This window comes from Candidatus Sysuiplasma acidicola (assembly GCA_019721035.1).
GTDB classification, from domain to species: domain Archaea; phylum Thermoplasmatota; class Thermoplasmata; order Sysuiplasmatales; family Sysuiplasmataceae; genus Sysuiplasma; species Sysuiplasma acidicola.
Map to the genome: position 1 here is coordinate 113,879 of JAHEAA010000001.1, position 17,457 is coordinate 131,335.

Annotated in this window: 16 protein-coding genes; 7 read left to right on the forward strand and 9 right to left on the reverse strand. The window is 51.5% G+C overall.

The window, feature by feature from the left end:
• The first annotated feature begins 103 nt into the window (after positions 1-103).
• On the forward strand, positions 104-1,303 hold the full coding sequence (locus tag KIS30_00540; GenBank protein ID MBX8645237.1) for an aminotransferase class III-fold pyridoxal phosphate-dependent enzyme: 1,200 nt from the start codon (positions 104-106) through the stop codon (positions 1,301-1,303).
• Between the two features lie 321 nt (positions 1,304-1,624).
• Positions 1,625-2,848, forward strand: coding sequence for an NAD(P)-binding domain-containing protein (locus KIS30_00545; GenBank protein MBX8645238.1), 1,224 nt, complete (start codon positions 1,625-1,627; stop codon positions 2,846-2,848).
• A gap of 27 nt (positions 2,849-2,875) precedes the next feature.
• Here the strand turns inward: KIS30_00545 and KIS30_00550 are convergent, their stop codons facing one another.
• From KIS30_00550 to KIS30_00580, 7 genes are all read right to left on the reverse strand, one after another.
• Positions 2,876-3,502 (reverse strand): hypothetical protein, encoded by a 627-nt coding sequence (locus KIS30_00550; protein ID MBX8645239.1) that lies wholly within the window; start codon positions 3,500-3,502, stop codon positions 2,876-2,878.
• A 3-nt stretch (positions 3,503-3,505) separates the two neighbouring features.
• Positions 3,506-4,498 (reverse strand): transcriptional regulator, encoded by a 993-nt coding sequence (locus tag KIS30_00555; protein MBX8645240.1) that lies wholly within the window; start codon positions 4,496-4,498, stop codon positions 3,506-3,508.
• Positions 4,495-6,687 (reverse strand): CDC48 family AAA ATPase, encoded by a 2,193-nt coding sequence (locus tag KIS30_00560; protein MBX8645241.1) that lies wholly within the window; start codon positions 6,685-6,687, stop codon positions 4,495-4,497. The genes KIS30_00555 and KIS30_00560 overlap by 4 nt, the downstream gene beginning before the upstream one ends.
• A 58-nt stretch (positions 6,688-6,745) precedes the next feature.
• On the reverse strand, positions 6,746-7,255 hold the full coding sequence (locus KIS30_00565) for an Hsp20/alpha crystallin family protein (protein MBX8645242.1): 510 nt from the start codon (positions 7,253-7,255) through the stop codon (positions 6,746-6,748).
• A 732-nt stretch (positions 7,256-7,987) separates the two neighbouring features.
• Entirely contained in the window at positions 7,988-8,857 is an 870-nt protein-coding gene (locus tag KIS30_00570) for an SDR family oxidoreductase (GenBank protein MBX8645243.1), read from the reverse strand.
• 132 nt (positions 8,858-8,989) lie between these two features.
• Entirely contained in the window at positions 8,990-9,151 is a 162-nt protein-coding gene (locus KIS30_00575) for a hypothetical protein (GenBank protein MBX8645244.1), read from the reverse strand.
• 53 nt (positions 9,152-9,204) lie between these two features.
• On the reverse strand, positions 9,205-9,726 hold the full coding sequence (locus KIS30_00580; protein MBX8645245.1) for a GNAT family N-acetyltransferase: 522 nt from the start codon (positions 9,724-9,726) through the stop codon (positions 9,205-9,207).
• A gap of 94 nt (positions 9,727-9,820) precedes the next feature.
• Between KIS30_00580 and KIS30_00585 the strand changes: the two genes are divergently transcribed.
• On the forward strand, positions 9,821-11,065 hold the full coding sequence (locus KIS30_00585; protein ID MBX8645246.1) for an amidase: 1,245 nt from the start codon (positions 9,821-9,823) through the stop codon (positions 11,063-11,065).
• 59 nt (positions 11,066-11,124) lie between these two features.
• Positions 11,125-11,739: an MBL fold metallo-hydrolase gene (locus KIS30_00590; protein MBX8645247.1), complete on the forward strand. Its 615-nt coding sequence runs from the start codon at positions 11,125-11,127 to the stop codon at positions 11,737-11,739.
• Here the strand turns inward: KIS30_00590 and KIS30_00595 are convergent.
• Positions 11,734-12,429, reverse strand: coding sequence for a helix-turn-helix domain-containing protein (locus tag KIS30_00595; GenBank protein MBX8645248.1), 696 nt, complete (start codon positions 12,427-12,429; stop codon positions 11,734-11,736). The genes KIS30_00590 and KIS30_00595 overlap by 6 nt on opposite strands.
• Positions 12,430-12,556: 127 nt before the next feature.
• Between KIS30_00595 and glyS the strand changes: the two genes are divergently transcribed.
• Together glyS and KIS30_00605 are read left to right on the forward strand one after the other, a co-directional pair.
• Positions 12,557-14,311, forward strand: a complete 1,755-nt coding sequence (glyS, locus tag KIS30_00600) for a glycine--tRNA ligase (protein ID MBX8645249.1) — start codon at positions 12,557-12,559, stop codon at positions 14,309-14,311.
• The gene (locus tag KIS30_00605; protein ID MBX8645250.1) at positions 14,304-15,512 is read left to right on the forward strand and encodes a CBS domain-containing protein; all 1,209 of its coding nucleotides are present in this window, start codon (positions 14,304-14,306) and stop codon (positions 15,510-15,512) included. Before glyS ends, KIS30_00605 begins: the two co-directional genes overlap by 8 nt.
• A gap of 84 nt (positions 15,513-15,596) precedes the next feature.
• On the opposite strand, the gene KIS30_00610 is transcribed toward KIS30_00605, so the two are convergent.
• Positions 15,597-16,271: a DUF4382 domain-containing protein gene (locus KIS30_00610; protein ID MBX8645251.1), complete on the reverse strand. Its 675-nt coding sequence runs from the start codon at positions 16,269-16,271 to the stop codon at positions 15,597-15,599.
• Between the two features lie 75 nt (positions 16,272-16,346).
• Here KIS30_00610 and carA point away from each other — a divergent pair, with 75 nt between their 5' ends.
• The gene (carA, locus tag KIS30_00615) at positions 16,347-17,435 is read left to right on the forward strand and encodes a glutamine-hydrolyzing carbamoyl-phosphate synthase small subunit (protein MBX8645252.1); all 1,089 of its coding nucleotides are present in this window, start codon (positions 16,347-16,349) and stop codon (positions 17,433-17,435) included.
• Positions 17,436-17,457 lie beyond the last annotated feature (22 nt).

Genomic DNA, 17,457 nt, shown 5'->3' on the forward strand with positions numbered 1-17,457 from the left:
ACTTGATTCGCTCAATTGGCTGTTTTTGAAGCGTTCCGGGCGTCTTTAAGGCAATGATTTAAACCATGCATGTAGAATTCAGTTTGTCTCCGGGGATGGCAATTTGAAAAGCAATAAACTTTACCTCAGGGCCGCACGGTTGTTTCCGGGCGGAGTGAACAGTCCAGTTCGTTTCTATCCTCCTTTTCCAAGATTCATGAAGGACGGTAAAGGTTCACACATACGTGACGTCGACGGAAGGGAGTATACTGACTACGTGCTGGGATTCGGACCACTGATACTCGGACACTCCGATGCTGCTGTCGTCCGTTCAGTTACATCTGCCGTGGAGGGCGGAATGATGTTCGCCGCTCCCGCAGAAAATGAGTTGAAACTCGCGATTCTGATCAAGGGAGCATGCCGTGGAATGGAGATGATGCGCTTCGTTTCTACCGGGACAGAGGCTACGATGCACGCTCTTCGCCTGAGCACGTTCTGCACCGGCAGGAAAAAAATACTCAAGATACTTGGCGGTTATCACGGTACGCACATGATGAATTTCGCGGGCGAAACCGTTGACGAGGTACCTTTCAACTCCGCCGAGGAGGTCAGGAAGAAGCTCATTACAAAGGAGTATGCGGCCGTCATAGTGGAGCCGATGATGGGCAATGCAGGCCTGATTCCGCCCTCCCCCGGCTATCTTGCCGGCGTCAGGGATTATGCAGATTCGACCGGAACACTGATGATATGCGATGAGGTGATAACGGGTTTCAGGACGCGATTCGGCCCGTACTGTGAAGATGAGGGTGTTGTTCCTGACTTCTATACCTTCGGCAAGATCATAGGAGGAGGCATGCCTCTCGCCGCTTTCGGCGGACGCGCCGAATTGATGAGTCGGATAAAGCCCTCGGGAAGTTTTTCACAGGCAGGCACGTACTCGGCACATCCTGCCTGTGTTGCAGCCGGTCTGACAACACTGGAAATCCTCAGGAAGAAGGATTACGGCAAGCTACGCCGCCTGACTGAACTTGCCGCTTCGCGCCTTTCGGAATCGGGCCTGACCGTGAAATCCGGCACAGGGATGGTATCCCTGTTCTTCACCGAAAACGACGTCCATGATTACGGCGACGTTCAGCGCATCGATCATACGCTTTTCCTCAAACTGTTCGCAGCAGCACTGGATGCGGGTATCTTCATACCCGCGTCACAGGAGGAGACGATGTTCATTTCGTTCAGGCACACGGTCCGTGATGTCTCGGAGAATTTTTCACTGCTTTCAGAAGAAGCATCTGGAATCTTTCGCAGGAATAAAAAAGGACTATAGTCAATAGTTTGGCTCAAGCGCGCCGTCTCCTCATCTGGCACGTCATCAAATACTCTTCAAGTCTCCGGGTGTGGCGGTCGAGTAACCAGCAACTGCAAAAATGCCCCTGCTACACGGCGATTGCCCGCAGTGCCGGAAGGAATCTGTGATAGATTCTCAATTGTAACTGTGTTTGAATGTTTGTCTTCCGCTTCCGGCCGGAGCGAGGTTAATGCATATCCGGGTGACCTCAGTCTGCAGTGAACATTTCGCAATTTGAGAAGAACGGAAGAAGGAAAACTATTAACTCATGATGCTATAGAACAGCGAGGCGCTATCAGGTTGAGCAAATCGGGCATCTTCCTTGCGAGCGTGACTTATTCCGACCTTGGTTCGATGTACTTCAGGGTAGTACGCCCGGAACAGATTGATGAAATCTACAGGTATCTTGCAAAGAACAATGAAATCAGGGAAGCCGTTGTGCTGTGGACGTGCAACAGGTTTGAGATATACTTCTATCCCGGAACACATGCCAACCTCCAGTATGTGAAGGGGTATATGGAGGGAAAAGTCTCAAATTACAGAATTTCTCACGGCAGCAGTGTTGTAAGGCATCTTTTCCACGTCGCTGCGGGTCTGGACTCCATGCTTGTCGGAGAGAATGAGATACTCGGCCAGACAAGGAATGCATGGATGCTGTCAAAGAACTCCGGGATGTGTGGCAGGGAGATCAACTCGCTCTTCAGGGGAGCCATCGAGGCAGGGAAACGTGTCAGAACAAAAACATCCATTGGCAGACTGAAGAGGAGCATTTCACGCGAGTCCGTCGATTTGTTCGAACAGTCCGGCGGCGCCGATCCTGTCCTGGTCGTCGGCGCAGGAGTAATGGGAAGACAGATCGCTACATTGCTCAAGAAGCGCGGACACTCTGTTTCCATAACAAACAGAACGCAGGCCAGGGGAAATCGCGTCTCGGCCGAACTCGGCATCCCTCAAGCAGCCTATGGCAAGCATCACTGGCGAAATTACCGATCCTGTTTCTTTGCCGTGCGTTCGGATGAATACATTGTCACGCCGGAAGACGCGCAATACCTGAAAGGAAAAACTATTGTCGACATATCTGTCCCATTCGCCGTGGATCCTTCTCTTTCGGATAAATGTACACTGATAAACCTCGATATAATTTCGGAGAGAATAAAACGGATGGAAGAGGAGAAGAAGAAGGTGACCGAGGAGGCCAGTCTATTCATAGATATTGAAATCAAAAATTACCTGAAAAAGGAACACAATTCTGGAAAGGTGGAGCTGATAAAGCAGTTGTTTGCAGTCTCCGACAGCGTAGTCACGGAGCAGATGAAACACCTCTCGAAACAACTTATTCTTGGCCCAGAACAGACTGACGCTGTCAGGAATGCACTGGAGAAGGAGAGAGACAAACTCCTGTCGCTGATGATTTCTGCTCTCAATTCGGATGAAGGCATACTTGGCAAGTCTGAAATAGAAGTTATCAGGAAGAGTCTCGACACGGCGGCAAAGAAGAACATGACCCTGCGCGATATGCTCTGAATGAGCGATACGGCGTGCTCTGCCTGTTCAGCCTTTCAACGATTCCAGGACTCCCTGCACCCTCTCGTATCCGATCACGGCGAGAAACGGGGAATGCACTGAACTGTATTTTTTTATCGCGTCCGCAATGCGTTTCTCTCTCTCTTTTTCCACAATTGCCAGACTCTTCGGTCTCATTTCCAGCCTGTCTATGGCGCATGCAGCTTCCTCGACCGTCCCGCCCACCCTCTTCTTTCTACTTCTTCCCTTCAGCAGTGAACCGATGAACAGGGATAGAGGGGATACATGCTTCAGGTAGAGTTCCGAATATTCGTCGTCATCAATGTCAAGCGGATACAGGGGAATGCCGGCCGCATCAGAAACAGCTATCGCATACGAGCTGGTCGGAGAGGGCATTTTTATCTCCCCATATTTTGACATTTCTCGCACATACAGAGCATCGAATTCAGTGTAGTCCAGTGTGCCTGATCCGTCCCTGTTCCAGCTCCTTATGCTTTCGACCTCCCCGGCCGACAGGCAAATGCCTAGCGCGCCGGGCCTGTGTTTGTCCAGCGCCTCTTTTACAATCTCAATTTCCGACGCCAGTCCGTTAATTACGCCAAGCACCACAACGCCGGAGCCGCGGATGTCGAGGAGCCATTCCCTCTGCGACATTGTCTAGTCCTGGCCGGCCAGTCTGCCAGATCTCTTTTCCCGTGCGTATTCGGCAAGCTCCTCCGGGAATTGCAGCTTCATGAGGTCCTCCCTGTCGACGACCGGAATGCCCTTGACGTTGCCCTTCTCCGTGTTCCGCTCCACGAATAGTATCGCATCCCTCTCTGTTATGCGTATGATGTTGTCCAGCACCTCTATCTTGCCGTGGAAATCACCTATGTCGCCAGCCAGCCACGCAATGTACAGACTCTCTCTGTCCTTTGTGAGTGCATCAAATACTGAGTGTTTTGTAGGCAGCACGGAGCAGCCTATTTCGGAAAGCATCTTGTAAACCTCACCGTCGAAACCGGCAAAATCGTCAAAGTCCTTCGACCACTGTTCATGTCGAGCTTCGCCTGCCCTCCAGTCCTCGAGCGGCAGTACAAACGGCATGTTGAAAAATTCCTCGAATCTCTGGGCAACGTCTATGACGGCCTTCATTCCGCTCTCATACATCTGAATAGCTCTTCTGGACACTCCTGCAATCTCCGACATTGCGCCAAGCGAGATGTCCATCTCCTCCCTGAGCCTCCTGAGCAATTCTCCGTCTATTTTCACGTAAAGCCCGCCGGGTTCCGCCATTACAAACGGAGGAACACCTTCGAGGAATTCATCTTCCAGCGTGGCAGGCGTTATGATTGGTATCTCAAATCTCGAATACACTATGCCGTCCTCCAGCATACCTCCGCCCGAGTGCAGGCCCACGATGATTGGTTTGCCGTCCAGCGCATTTGCAACGCGTTTCATTTCCTCGCCATTCTCGCGGCTGAAACCGTCAACATTCCTCAGCACCTTGATGAGAAGCAGATCCCTGTCTCTCCTTGCAATGACGTCAAACGTTATGCTGCGGACTCCACGGCATTCCGCAAGGAAGAATCCAGCCTTTGCAAGCACATCCGTTATGCCGCTGATTAACTCGTCTCTGTTCTGCGATGCAGGGTTTTTCGGCATCTTCATCCCACGTACTCGAATTCACGCGCTATCTTAACATACTTTTCCAGTTCAACACGCGAAGTCGGCCTGACTTTTTCCATTGCTTCCTGGAAATCACTCATCGCTATTTTCAAATTCCTGGCATCCGGATCAGATATCCTGCCGCCCTTTCCGACGAAACGTCTTATCCTCAGCAGGGCCGCCTCGTTGCACAGTCCCGCCACGTCCGCGCCGGTGAATCCGTCTGTCTTCGATGCGAGTTCGTCGAGATTAACGTCTTTATCAAGCGGCATGTCTCTGGTGTGGATGCGGATGATATCTCTCCTGGCATCGATATCCGGAAGTGGAATGAATGCGACTCTGTCAAACCTTCCCGGCCTCAGTATCGCCTCGTCTATGAGATCCGGTCTGTTGGTCGCTGCTATCACAACAACATTGTGAAGCGTTTCGAGTCCGTCCATCTCTGTAAGCATCTGGCTTATTATCCTCTCCGTCACCTTGGCGTCAGCCTCGCTTCCGCGTTTTGGCACTATGCTGTCGATTTCGTCCATGAAGATTATGCAGGGGGCTGCCTGCCTGGCCTTCCTGAATATCTCCCTGACGGCTTTCTCGCTCTCTCCGACCCACTTGCTCAGAAACTCGGGTCCCTTGACATTGATGAAGTTCGCCTGGCTTTCGGTCGCTACGGCTTTAGCGAGCATCGTCTTGCCCGTCCCGGGCGGCCCGTACATCAGAACGCCTCTCGGCGTCCTGGCCTTCACCTGGTAGAACAGATCTGCATACTTTATTGGCCATTCCACAACTTCTTTGAGTTCCTGCTTCGCTCCCTTCAGCCCGCCTATGTCATCCCAGTGCACGTTAGGCTTCTCTATGAGCACTTCTCTCATCGAGGAAGGTTGCATGTCTCTGAGTGCGCCGAAGAAGTCGTTCTGAGTGACGGTCATCGTGTTCAGTATCTCAGCGGGTATGGCGTCCAGCTCAAGATCAAGATCGGGCATGACCCGTCTGAGCGCCCTCATCGCCGCCTCCTTCGTAAGTGCAGAAACGTCAGCTCCCGCGTATCCGTGCGTCAAATCCGCAAGACGCTCAAGGTCCACATCGCTGTTCAGCGGCATGCCCCTGGTATGTATGTTTAGTATCTCGTACCTGCCCGTTCTGTCAGGTATGTTTATCTCGATCTCCCTGTCAAACCTTCCCGGTCTCCTGAGTGCGCCGTCGATGGCGTTTGGCCTGTTCGTTGCGCCGATGACGACTACCTTTCCCCTGCTTTCGAGCCCGTCCATGAGCGCCAGCAGCTGTGCCACCACCCTGCGCTCCGTCTCACCGGTGACTTCGTCCCTCTTCGGCGCTATGCTGTCTATCTCGTCTATGAATATGATGCTCGGTGCGTTGTCCTCCGCCTGCTTGAAGATCTCGCGCAGACGCTCTTCGCTCTCCCCGTAGAACTTGCTCATTATCTCCGGGCCTGTAATGCTGAGGAAGTTTGCATTTGTCTCGCTCACGACTGCTTTCGCTAACAGCGTCTTGCCCGTGCCCGGAGGCCCGTGGAGCAGCACGCCCTTCGGTGCCTCGACGCCGAGGCGCTCGAAGAGTTCCGGATGCTTGAGCGGCAGCTCAATCATCTCCCTGACCTTCTTCACCTCTTCCTTCAGACCGCCTATGTCCTCATACGTCACTCTTGGCAGCTTTGCAAGCTCTTCTTTTACGGGTTTTTCGCTTAGCTTGATCTCGCTTTCCCGGTCTACGATCACTGCCTCCGCCGGAGGCTGGAACGAGAGTATGACAAGATCGACTTTCCTGCCCATGATGTTTATCTCGACAACATCGCCTTTCGTGACTGCCCTCTCCTCCAGGACCTGTGAAAGATATTCATCGCCGCCCATGATTCTGAGCGGCTCTGTCGGAGCCAGTGTCAGTCTTGTTGCCCTTTTTGCAGACACCTTCTGGACAGAAACCTTGTCGTCGATGGTTGCTCCGGCATTCCTTCTCGTGCTTCCGTCAATGCGCACGGTGCCCCTGTTTGTATCTTCCGGATAACCAGGCCAGACAATTGCAACAGTGCTCTTTCTTCCTTCTATATGCACAACGTCGCCAATCTGTATTCCCAGTATGTCTATGACTGCAGGATCGATTCTGGCTATGCCTCTACCTACGTCCTTGGGCTTCGCCTCAACTACCTTCAGAAACTTGTCAGATCTCCCTGTCGTCTTCATTAACTCCTTTGAAATTGATTAAAATGATTAAAAACAAAGTAAAAAAAGGTTTATCCGGTTATTTTACCTCGACTTTCTTTGTCTTCCTCGGCGTCTCGACTTTTTTCGGAAGCTTAAGACTCAGGATACCGTTTTCCACCTGGGCCTCGATTCTGTCCTGATCTATTTCGTCGGGCAGTGAAAAACTTCTGTGGAAGCTGCGCTCACTTCTCTCCCGCTTCAGGTAATTCGATTTGTTTTCGCTCTTATCTTCAGTCTTCTTCCCTGATATTTCAACAACATTTTCGTCTGAAACTTCAACCTCTATGTCCTCTTTCCTGATGCCGGGAAGTTCAACAACCACGTTGTATTCCTTCTCTGTCTCCTGTATGTCAAGGCGAGGCACCTGTGTATCCGATACCCAGGGATCGAGAAGGCTCATCGGTGCAAAGTCAGCAAAGAACGGTCTTGCCCATTCTCCCAGCGATCTCTGGAACCTCTGCATATCCCCGAAGAGGTCGTCGAATCCCCTTGTTCTCAGTCCGCGCCCGTCCGAGTATCTCTCTGCTTTCTTGGTCTCATCATCCATTTATATCACCACTTGTCTAGTTATGAAAGCACTTCTATATATAGTAATCGTCAACTCCTGCCTGTGTACCACATTTATATCGGTTATTAAAAACAAAAAGCCGGAAAGTTTATACGTGACATTTTCGGTTTGAAATGCCGATAGGACAGTCCAGGGGGTGGTGCATATGAACCCGTCAAGGACATTTGCCATTATCGCTTCGTTCATCATTGTAGTTGCTGGAACACGGTATGCCACTCGCTGCACTTCAGCGGACGTTGTGAATGATGTCTACATTGCCCTCGCAGCCGCAGGATTAAGCCTTTCAATTCTTCCTGCCTTCGAGTCCATGAGCAACGGCGTCAATGCAAAAATCGTTACCTCGTTTGTGACACTCACAAACGCGCCAAATTCAGGAATTGACCGAACGACACATACCCCAAACCTTTATCAAACATCGATCTCGACCACCTTGACAACCAGCATTGGAATCTATTCTGCGAATGTGCCTGAATTCAGCATCAGTGTCGTTTTTTCAAAGTTTCAACGTACATTCTTTGAACGATGCTCTGACAGGACAACTACCCACTCGAACATAACTATGACATTGTTTCCACCTTCACTCGGACTGTTATTCCTGAGGCTTCCGCGATAGTAATGTGTTGATGATGGTGGTTGGGAGAACCACAGTTGCAACATGAACGTAGTCGGCCAGAGTGTGCCAACATTCACCTCAGGTTTATCTGTTGCCTGTCAGGTAACTGGCCGACCCGCCCTGTCGCTGCCCCAGCCGGCGCTTTCGATTGCCGCCTCCGGGTTGCCACGATTCCACTTATTGGCGATGACACGAAAGCCTGAAATCGCATCTGTCTCGTTCGAAACCAGCCAGAGCAGCGGCTGTACCATGATTGCCGGGTCCAGAAGTGCACTCCTGGCATTCTGCGGGAAAGCATCGGGGATCATACCGGTTAGCGCCGCGCCGCCGGGCAGCAGGGCGTTGACCGTCACCCCGGTGCCGCGCAAATCCTCTGCCCAGATGATGGTCTCGGATTCCAGCGCCGCTTTCGACGGGCCATAGGGTGAGAAACCAGTACGGTGCATCGTAGAACGGTTAATCGACACGTTGATGACGCGCCCCCATCCCACTCGCACCATGTGCGGCACAACAGCGCGGGCCATCAGGAACGGGCCTGTGACGTTGGTATCTACAATCATTCGCCAAGTGTCTGGCTCAACGTCCCAGAAGCGTGTCGGCTCGGTCATGAAGGTTTCGCTGACATATTTCATGCCACGGCCGGCATTATTGACCAGGATGTCCAGTCTGCCGAATTGTTGCAGTGCCGCCGCAACCACGCGTTCTGTGTCCGTTTCACGGGTAACATCTGCAAGGACAGGAAAGACCATGCCCTCTTTCGCCTCAGACGCCACCGCCTCGATTTCGGCAACCTCGCGGGCCGCGGTCGCTACCACCCGGATACCCGCATGCGCCAGGCCAAGTGCCATCGCCCGGCCGAGGCCTCTCCCCGCCCCTGTGACAATCGCCACCCGGCTGTTGCCCGGTACCTTCACGTCTCTGTCGTTTGGCCCACTGATTCGAGACTGAGCAGGGTTATGGTCAGTCATACGCTATCGCTCCTTTTTACTTCTCATTTTGTTATAACATGGTGATATTTCACTATTTAGGGAAACGGACCAATTTCCATTTCAGGAATCGCGTCAAAGTGCGCTGATCGCACAGTTCAGTGGCTATGGCATTCAGCTTTCAAACTCTTCCTGCAAATCAATTATTACCTGTTCCAGAACTTCTTCAAAGCTGCCGCTTTTGTATTCGCGGATGCCGCCAAGTTCACTCTGAACTCTTGCGAAGTAACTCGAATCGGTCTTCAGAAACTCGACATTGCAAAGTGATTCTTCCATTTAGGCACGACCGGCTGAAACTGCTCATAAACCAATCGATATTTAAGCTTAATTTAGTCGCGTGGCTCAATATCCTTCGAATTTCGACGATACTGCCGTTCATGTCCAGCTGCACGCGAACCATTGGGCGCAAGGTCTTTTACCATGTAGTTTGCGTCTTTTCCGTTACCATAGTAGTCCGATACAGTGTTTTCTATCCTGAATCCCTCGGAGGTGTACAGTCCGATAGCACCATTGTTGACTTTATCAACGTGCAGTGTCATGTTTGAAACGCCTCTCAGCGTGCCCATTTTTTCTGCCTCCCTGAGCAGCGAACGCGCAACACCCATTCTTCGCCTTTCCGGCAATACTGCAATAGACGCTATCTCAATACTGTCTCTGTGAAACATTATTATTTCAGACGCAAATATTTGTCCGTCCTCTGCAACAAGCGTGACTGAAAAGGGATGCTTTAGGAAACCGATGAGCACAGATCGGCTGAATTTACCGTAAGGGAAGCACTTTTTCTCAATTTCTTCCAGTGCATCTATATCCATCATGCCCGAACGTCTGATGTTGTAGAGAGCGTTGTGCATCGAATCCACCGTGTCAAGACATTGTTTCTGTACTTATGTGCCCCGGGCGGGCGCTGTCCTTCCGCCGGTTAATTTCATTACTGCCATGGGATTCATGGCATTGAGTAATGTTATCTTGACATCATATCTGAAATCTGCCGATGAATACAATGCTTTCGTTACGCGAACTCGGATGGCGCCCACGTCTCCTGGAAGACTTTCGGGATTAACATTTGCTGTGAAAGACAACATATTTACGGGCGGAGTCAGAACCACAGCTTCTTCTCGAATTCTGATGGATTTTGTTCCTGACAAAGATGCGTTCATCGTGGCAAGGATAAGATCAGAGGGTGGCACGGTGGAAGGCAAGACAAACAATCATGAATTCGCCATTGGTGCGACAAACACCTCCTCGATTTTCGGACCGGCCAGAAACCCTCTTGACACCGACAGGATAAGCGGCGGTTCCAGCGGCGGTTCTGCTGTTGCCGTGGCCGCAGGGATGGTGGATGTGGGCATCGGGACAGATACAGGTGGTTCTGTGCGCATACCTTCCGCCATGTGCGGTGTTGCCGGATTGAAGCCCACCACCGGTCTCATTCCTTCGGAGGGTGTCATACCGCTGAGCACAACGCTTGACTCTGTGGGCATCATTGCACGTGAGGTCTCAACAATCAGACACGTCTTCCAGTCTGTCGTTCCGGATGCAGCACTTAAATCTGTGAGGCCCGCTGCGAAAGCGACCCGTGTGGGCCTCATGCTGTTCGGCGACGACAGGGTTTCCCGCCTGCTGCTCGGAAATCTTGAACGTATACTGTCCAGGCTTGAAGTGAAGACGGTATCACTTCCGATACTCGAGGAGAAGGGAAGAACTGCACGCAGGATCATTTCTGCAGTGGAGTCTGCAGCTTACCATAGAAAATGGCTCGGAAGCAAGGCAGATGCCTACTTTCCCGATGTTAGAAAGGTCCTGCTTTCCGGCCTCGAAACTAGGGGCGTGGATTATATCGGCGCCCTTCAGACCATGGCACATATACAGAATGAATATGAAGAGACATTTTCCGTGGTGGATGTCTTGCTTTCACCAACGGTCTCGACGGTAGCGCCAAAGATATCCGACGTCGTAGGCAGGGAATTTGATTACAGAGATGCTTTGCTGGGAAGAACCGAACTTTTCAATGTTTCCCTCGCACCATCCATAACAATCAATGGTGGAACGATCGACGATCTTCCCGTCGGTCTTATGGTCAGCGGCCGTCGTTTCGACGACTATTCCGTTCTTGATTTCGCGGAGCGGTTACAGGAGAGCTTGATTTCGTATACTGCTAAGGTTCGCCGTGACTCGAATCTGTCCACATGAGGCACCGCTCCTAACTGGAATCAGAAGTTCCTTGTATCACTTTTGCAGTATTCCGGCTCATGACTGAAGTCCTTCAGTTGAAAGTCGGAAGAATGCTGAATTTTTCCTATCTCATATGGGACAGTGAAACACATGAAGCGGCCGTCGTTGATCCCTCATTCGACACTACTGCCGTCACTAAAGAGCTCAACAGTCGAAATCTTTCGTTGAGATATGTGCTCCTGACTCACCATCATTTCGATCACGTCCAGGAAGCGGAGCATCTTGCCTCTGCTACCGGCGCTAAGATTGTCGCCGACAGCGTTTCTCCGCTCAAAATCGACATACCACTTCAGGACGGTCAGGGGATTCGGCTGGGCGGCGCAGAGATCAGGGCGATGCACACACCGGGACACACCGTCGACAGCTGCTGCTATCTCGTGGACGGAAAGCTCTTCACAGGTGATACGTTGTTCATTGGCGAGTGCGGCCGTGTAGACCTTGAAGACAGCAGTCCGCGGGATATGTACACCAGCCTTCTTGTTAAACTACGTGCCCTTCCAGACGAAACGGTTGTTTTTCCCGGCCATGATTACGGAAAGACTCCCACCTCTACGATCGGAAATGAAAAGGAGAACAATTACACCATGGCGCCGAGGACAATGGATGAGTTTCTGAATTTCATGCGGTCATGACGTCGTCATTTCCTCGAGCATCTTTTCAATGAGCAGCCTTTCAGCCCTCCTGATTGCCTTGCTGACAGCCGGAGGTGTCACTCCAGCCATCTTCGCAACGTCTTCCGTGTTTGCCTTTCTGGGAACTTCGAAATATCCCATTGCGTGTGCCATTCTGACCAGCGAAAGCTGCACGGGAGTCATGCCTCCCGTTCTCTTCTTTCCGCCCGCGACGCTCCCGACGGAGGAAATGCTGAATTTTACATGCTGCTCTTTCAGCCTTTCCACCGCTTTCTGCATGTTCTGCTCATCAACGAACAGCGTCATCGGAGCCTTGCCGCTCTTTATCTTCAACGGGGAAGCGAGAAATACTGAGTCCCCCAAGTCCCTCAGGAGCGGTGCAAGCTTAGGCGGAGTTCTGTGCTTGATTATCACCCTGTATGTCCCGCTTGTCTCATCGGCTTCCAGAAGCTCAAAGTCTATCAGTCCGTACTTTTTTGAAAGTTCATCCCTCTTCATTGCTATATCGCCCGGCGTGTAGAAATTCAGCGATCTCCTGATCTTAACCATTTCCACCATTGTCTTCTCCGATGCGAAAAGTGTCTGCATCACCTCTATGCTCTCGTTGTTTATGAAGAACCTGAAGAGCAGCTTATCCAGCGGTTTGATGGTATCCAGGTCAAGTTCCACTCTCAGGATTCTCAGAGTCATTGCGTCAGTATATGAACAGGACGTTGCTTAAAAACCGTTTCCGGAGTTCATTGATACTGTCGCCGACATTCTGTACCAGCAAGGAAAACATTGATAACTTCGCCACGACTATTGAAACCGGAACAGCATGATAAGCAAGACCGTGACCGCCGGCACCACCGATAAACTATCTTCAATGCTGAAGCGCAGGGGATTCGTGTGGCCGTCGTTCGAGATATATGGCGGCCAGGCGGGTTTCTACGATTATGGTCCGCTCGGTCTTCTACTGCGTGAAAACATAAAGGAAGTATGGCGACGTTTTTACAAGGCAGAAGGTTTTTTCGAAATAGACACGCCCTGCATAAATCCGGAAGCGGTATTTCGTGCCTCGGGTCATCTCAAGTCGTTTTCCGACGTAATGGTCGAGTGCAAAGTCTGTCACGATACTTTCAGGGCAGACCATCTGGTCAGTGCGGATGTCGAGGCACCGTCGTCCGGCGCATTGATGGAGATGATTCAATCCAAGAAAGTGAAGTGCCCGCGGTGCGGTGCGGCGGATTTCACCGAGCCGGTGCATTTCAACCTTATGTTCGAGACTCACATAGGACCTTCGAACGGCAGGAGCGCATATCTCCGTCCGGAAACGCCCCAGGGAATATTCATCAATTTCCAGAATCTCAGCCGTTTTTACAGGGAGAAGCTCCCGTTCGGTGTGCTTCAGACAGGCAAGGCCTTCAGAAATGAAATATCCCCAAGGCAGGGACTCCTGCGTTTGAGGGAATTCAATATCATGGAAGCGGAGATATTCCTCGATCCTGAGGAGAAGAAGTGGCACTCCACGGGACCGGTAACAAAGAGGAAGGTACAGTTTCTTTCCAGGGAGGGAAAAACATTCAGCTTATCATTCAGGGAAGCTGTGAACCGTGGACTCGTTCTGAGCGATGCGCAAGCCTATTTCATGAACGTCACATTCAACTTTGCCACTGCTATCGGGCTGGACCCGGAGCGTCTGCGGTTCAGGCAGCACCGGAAGGACGAGCTGGCGCATTACGCCCTTGACTGCTGGGATCTGGAGGCGCTGCTCAGCAGCGGGTGGACCGAGGTTACCGGTATTGCGGACAGGGGCGACTACGACCTTAAATCCCATTCTTCAACTTCAGGAGCGGAATTGAGCCATTTCCGAAAGGATGGCAGCGTCCACACGAAACGGAACATCAGGGTGAAAGCCGACAGGGCAAAACTGGGTCCTCTTTTCAGGAAGGATGCCGGCGCCATAGCGGAAAAGCTCGAGGCAATGGATGTGGCCGCTGTCAGGGGCCGTGAGAGCATACAGGTTGAACTCGGAGACAGAAGCGTCAGTGTTTCCAGCACTTGCTACAGCATTGAGGAGCGGGAGGAAAAAGTCTCGGGCAGAAGGATAGTGCCGCATGTCATTGAGCCGGCCAGCGGACTCGACAGACTCTTCTTTGCGCTGCTCGAACACACATTCGATGACTCGAAGGGAAATACTGTTCTTCATCTGCCCGCCGCTATTGCGCCGGTGAAAGCTGCGGTGCTACCGTTAATTTCCGACGCACGGCTAGAAGAAGGCGCCATGGCTCTGTATGCCAGACTGAAGAACTGCGGCTTGGAATCTTACTATGATGATGCCTCTTCAATCGGCAGAAGGTATGCACGCATGGATGAAGCCGGAACACCTTACTGCATAACGCTGGACAATGAATGGAAAACCAACGGGACTGTTACCGTCAGGGACAGGGACACCAGGAAACAGATCAGGGTGCCTGAAGCATCTGTTGAAACAGTTATATCGCGGCTTATGGCGGGAGAGAACATAGAGAAGCTCGGGGATGTGGTTGCTGTGAATGAGGAAGAAATAGTTAACGGTGAAAGCGATGAATGAAGGCCTTTTTGCATCAATGACAAATGTCAGCATTATTGCGGGAAAACTCGGAAAACTGTCCGTGGGCAGGCCTCAGTCAAAATGGCCGATCCTCTTTGCGTCGCCGGAGGACGAGGTCAGGAATGTTATATCCAGGATGGTTGAACTCGACCTCGACGAAATACCAGTAATTGACAGGAAGGAAGTCATGGGCATAATCTCCCTGAAGACTGTGGTTAAAAGGAAGAACATACCACCTGCTACCAAGGTGCGCTCGCTTATAACCAAGCCTCCGGAACTGCATCCGTGGAGCAACGTCTTCGACCTCGCCCATGCGATCATCAACACGGGTTTCAGGCAGATACCAGTCGTAGAGGACGGCAGACTTGCGGGCGTAGCTGACAGAACCGCGCTGATACGCCTTGTGTCCGGAGTAAAGGAACTGCGAGGCATAAAGGTAGAAGAAGTGATGAGTCCCGGTGCAATCACGCTGCACGAAAATGATTACGTCGACAAGGCATTTGAGACGTTGAGGTCAACGGGTATACGGGCAGTGCCTGTGATCAACGACTCTGGCAGGATAACGTCGATGCTGCTGATATCTGACCTCGCATCACTGGTCGTCAACGGCAGATCCAGGGAAACGGTAGGTGAAATTGCCGGACGGGCAAACCCGGTGGAAATAACCGTAGGCAGCATAGCCAGAAAGGACTTCCCTTCGCTCTCACGCGAAGACAGTATGGAGAAGGTGTTCCGCATGATGTCTTCCGAGGACACAGGCTCTATCCCGGTGCTCGAAAATGGTATGCCTGTCGGCGTGATCACGAAGTATGATATTGCTCAGCTGGTGGCGTCGCTCCAGATACGCGAATCGGTATATGTGCAGATAACCGGCGTATCAGACAGCGAAATACTCGATACAATGTATGGTGAGATTGGTAAGAGCATGAAAAGGATTGAGAACATTTCCCGTCCTGTTTCGCTATATATTCATGTCCACGAGTACGGCAGCGAGTTCGGCAAGATTAAGTATTCATTGAGCGGAAAACTGCAGACTGCTGACAGACTCTTTGTAGCTAAGTCATTTGAATGGGATCCGATGCGCACCGTTCAGGACCTTCTCTCCAAGCTCGAGAGAATGGTGAAGGAAATGAAATCGATCAAGGTGTCCTCCAGGAAAAGAAAGAAGAGTACGCGCATGGCACAGACGGACGAGCAATGAACGAATCGCGACCGCACACAACGTTTTCAGCTTCTGAAAATATGGTAAGTTAAGAGGTTTGCTGGATCCGCCGCTTGCCGGTATTCAGCCAACTGTTTCAGCCACAACCGGTGTCATCGTGAAGCCGGAAGCCGGATCTCCGTGCACAGCCTGGGTGCTGTTGAAGTCAAGTGTCACCGTTGTCGTCGAGCCGGACGATATCGTGAACTGACCCGCAACGTCGACTGAGGAGCTCACAAGCGATATCTTGTATGTTTTGCCGCTGTACACTCCATAGGCTCCTGTGATGGTCAGCCTGATCATCTGATAGTGTCCGTTCGGCAGTTTCAGGCTCGTGAGGAACAAAGATTTACTGGTCGCATTTGCCAGGTTGACAGAAACAGGTGTCGAAAAGCTTTTCAAATATCCGCCGCCGCTTCCGCCTGTTGAGTTGTGTATCGACACAGAACTGACGTTGATGTACAGCGCACTCCAGCCCGAAGGCAGTGGATCCTTCACCTGTATGTTCAGGCTGCCTCCGCTGCCGAACACGTAGTAGGCAGTTCCGCCCACCGCGAGCAGTGCAACGATGACTGCAGCAACTATTTTCGAACTCTTATTCATATCAATATCGCATAGTTCGATTTTCTTTCCCATATAAGGACATTCTTGTACAAGCTTCGAACTGCGATATTGCTCTATTACCTGCGACGCCCGGATCGCAGACTCTTTTTTTGCAGCAAGCGGAGCGGACATGACACCGTCGACCTTTCGTTCCATCTTTTCGTCGCTCTTTGGCAAAGACTGCCCGAAAAGAATTAAGTACAGGATGTTGATGCTTCAGAGGTAGTCCAATTGAAAACCGACGCTACTCTGCTGCTCGAGGATGGAACTTTTTTTGGAGGCAGGCTGTTTGGTTTCCGAAAGGAATCCTATGGCGAAGTTGTTTTCACTACGTCCATGACGGGGTATGAGGAGTCCATGTCAGATCCTTCATATCGCGGGCAGATACTTGTATTCACTTATCCGCTGATTGGCAATTACAGTTTCAACGAGGATGACCTGCAGTCCTCTACGGCTCAGGTACGCGGCATAGTTGTGTCCGAAAACACATCTGTAATGAACGGCCGCGATTCCCCGCTTGAGAAACTTCTGGTGAAGTCCGAACTTCCGGGCATTGAGGTTGCCGAAACAAGGAGCATTGTCAGACGCGTGAGACAGAAAGGGACGATGAAAGGCCTGATAATACCGTTGCCGCCGTCGGAGGTCGACCTCGATGCAAGGGTCTCGGAACTGTCGCGTCTCAGGAACACATGGGAAGAGAATCTGGTTTCAGAGGTTAGTACGCGCAGCATGATCGGACCTCTTGGTAAAGGAAAGAACATTGCAGTGCTGGACTTCGGCATCAAACGGAATCTGATACGGGACCTGATGGCGCGGTTTACCGTGCACATTCTTCCGTATTCATCATCGCTCGATGACATAATGTCCGTGGAGCCGGAGGGTCTCGTGCTCTCCAGCGGACCCGGAGATCCGGCCCATCCGGATATTGCACAGAAGTCCCTGCCGGTCGTAAGGAAGGCGGCCGAAGAACTGCCCGTTCTTGGCGTCTGTCTTGGTCACCAGATCATTTCTCTTGCGTTCGGCGCCAAAACATTCAAACTGAAGTTCGGTCACAGAGGCATAAACCATCCTGTAAGGCTCGGTGAGCGGGTTTACATAACTTCGCATAATCACGGTTTTTCCGTTCTTCCTGACTCGCTTGACAGGACGCCTCTGAATCCCGTCCAGTGGAGCCTTAATGACAGTACCCTCGAGGGTCTTGAACACGAATCCGGGAAGCTCATCACAACACAATATCACCCGGAGGGAGGACCGGGACCGCAGGACACTGCGTTTGTATATGAACACTTCAGGAAACTCGTCGAAGACGGGAGGAGGTGATGATATTCCAGCAGACAGAAAG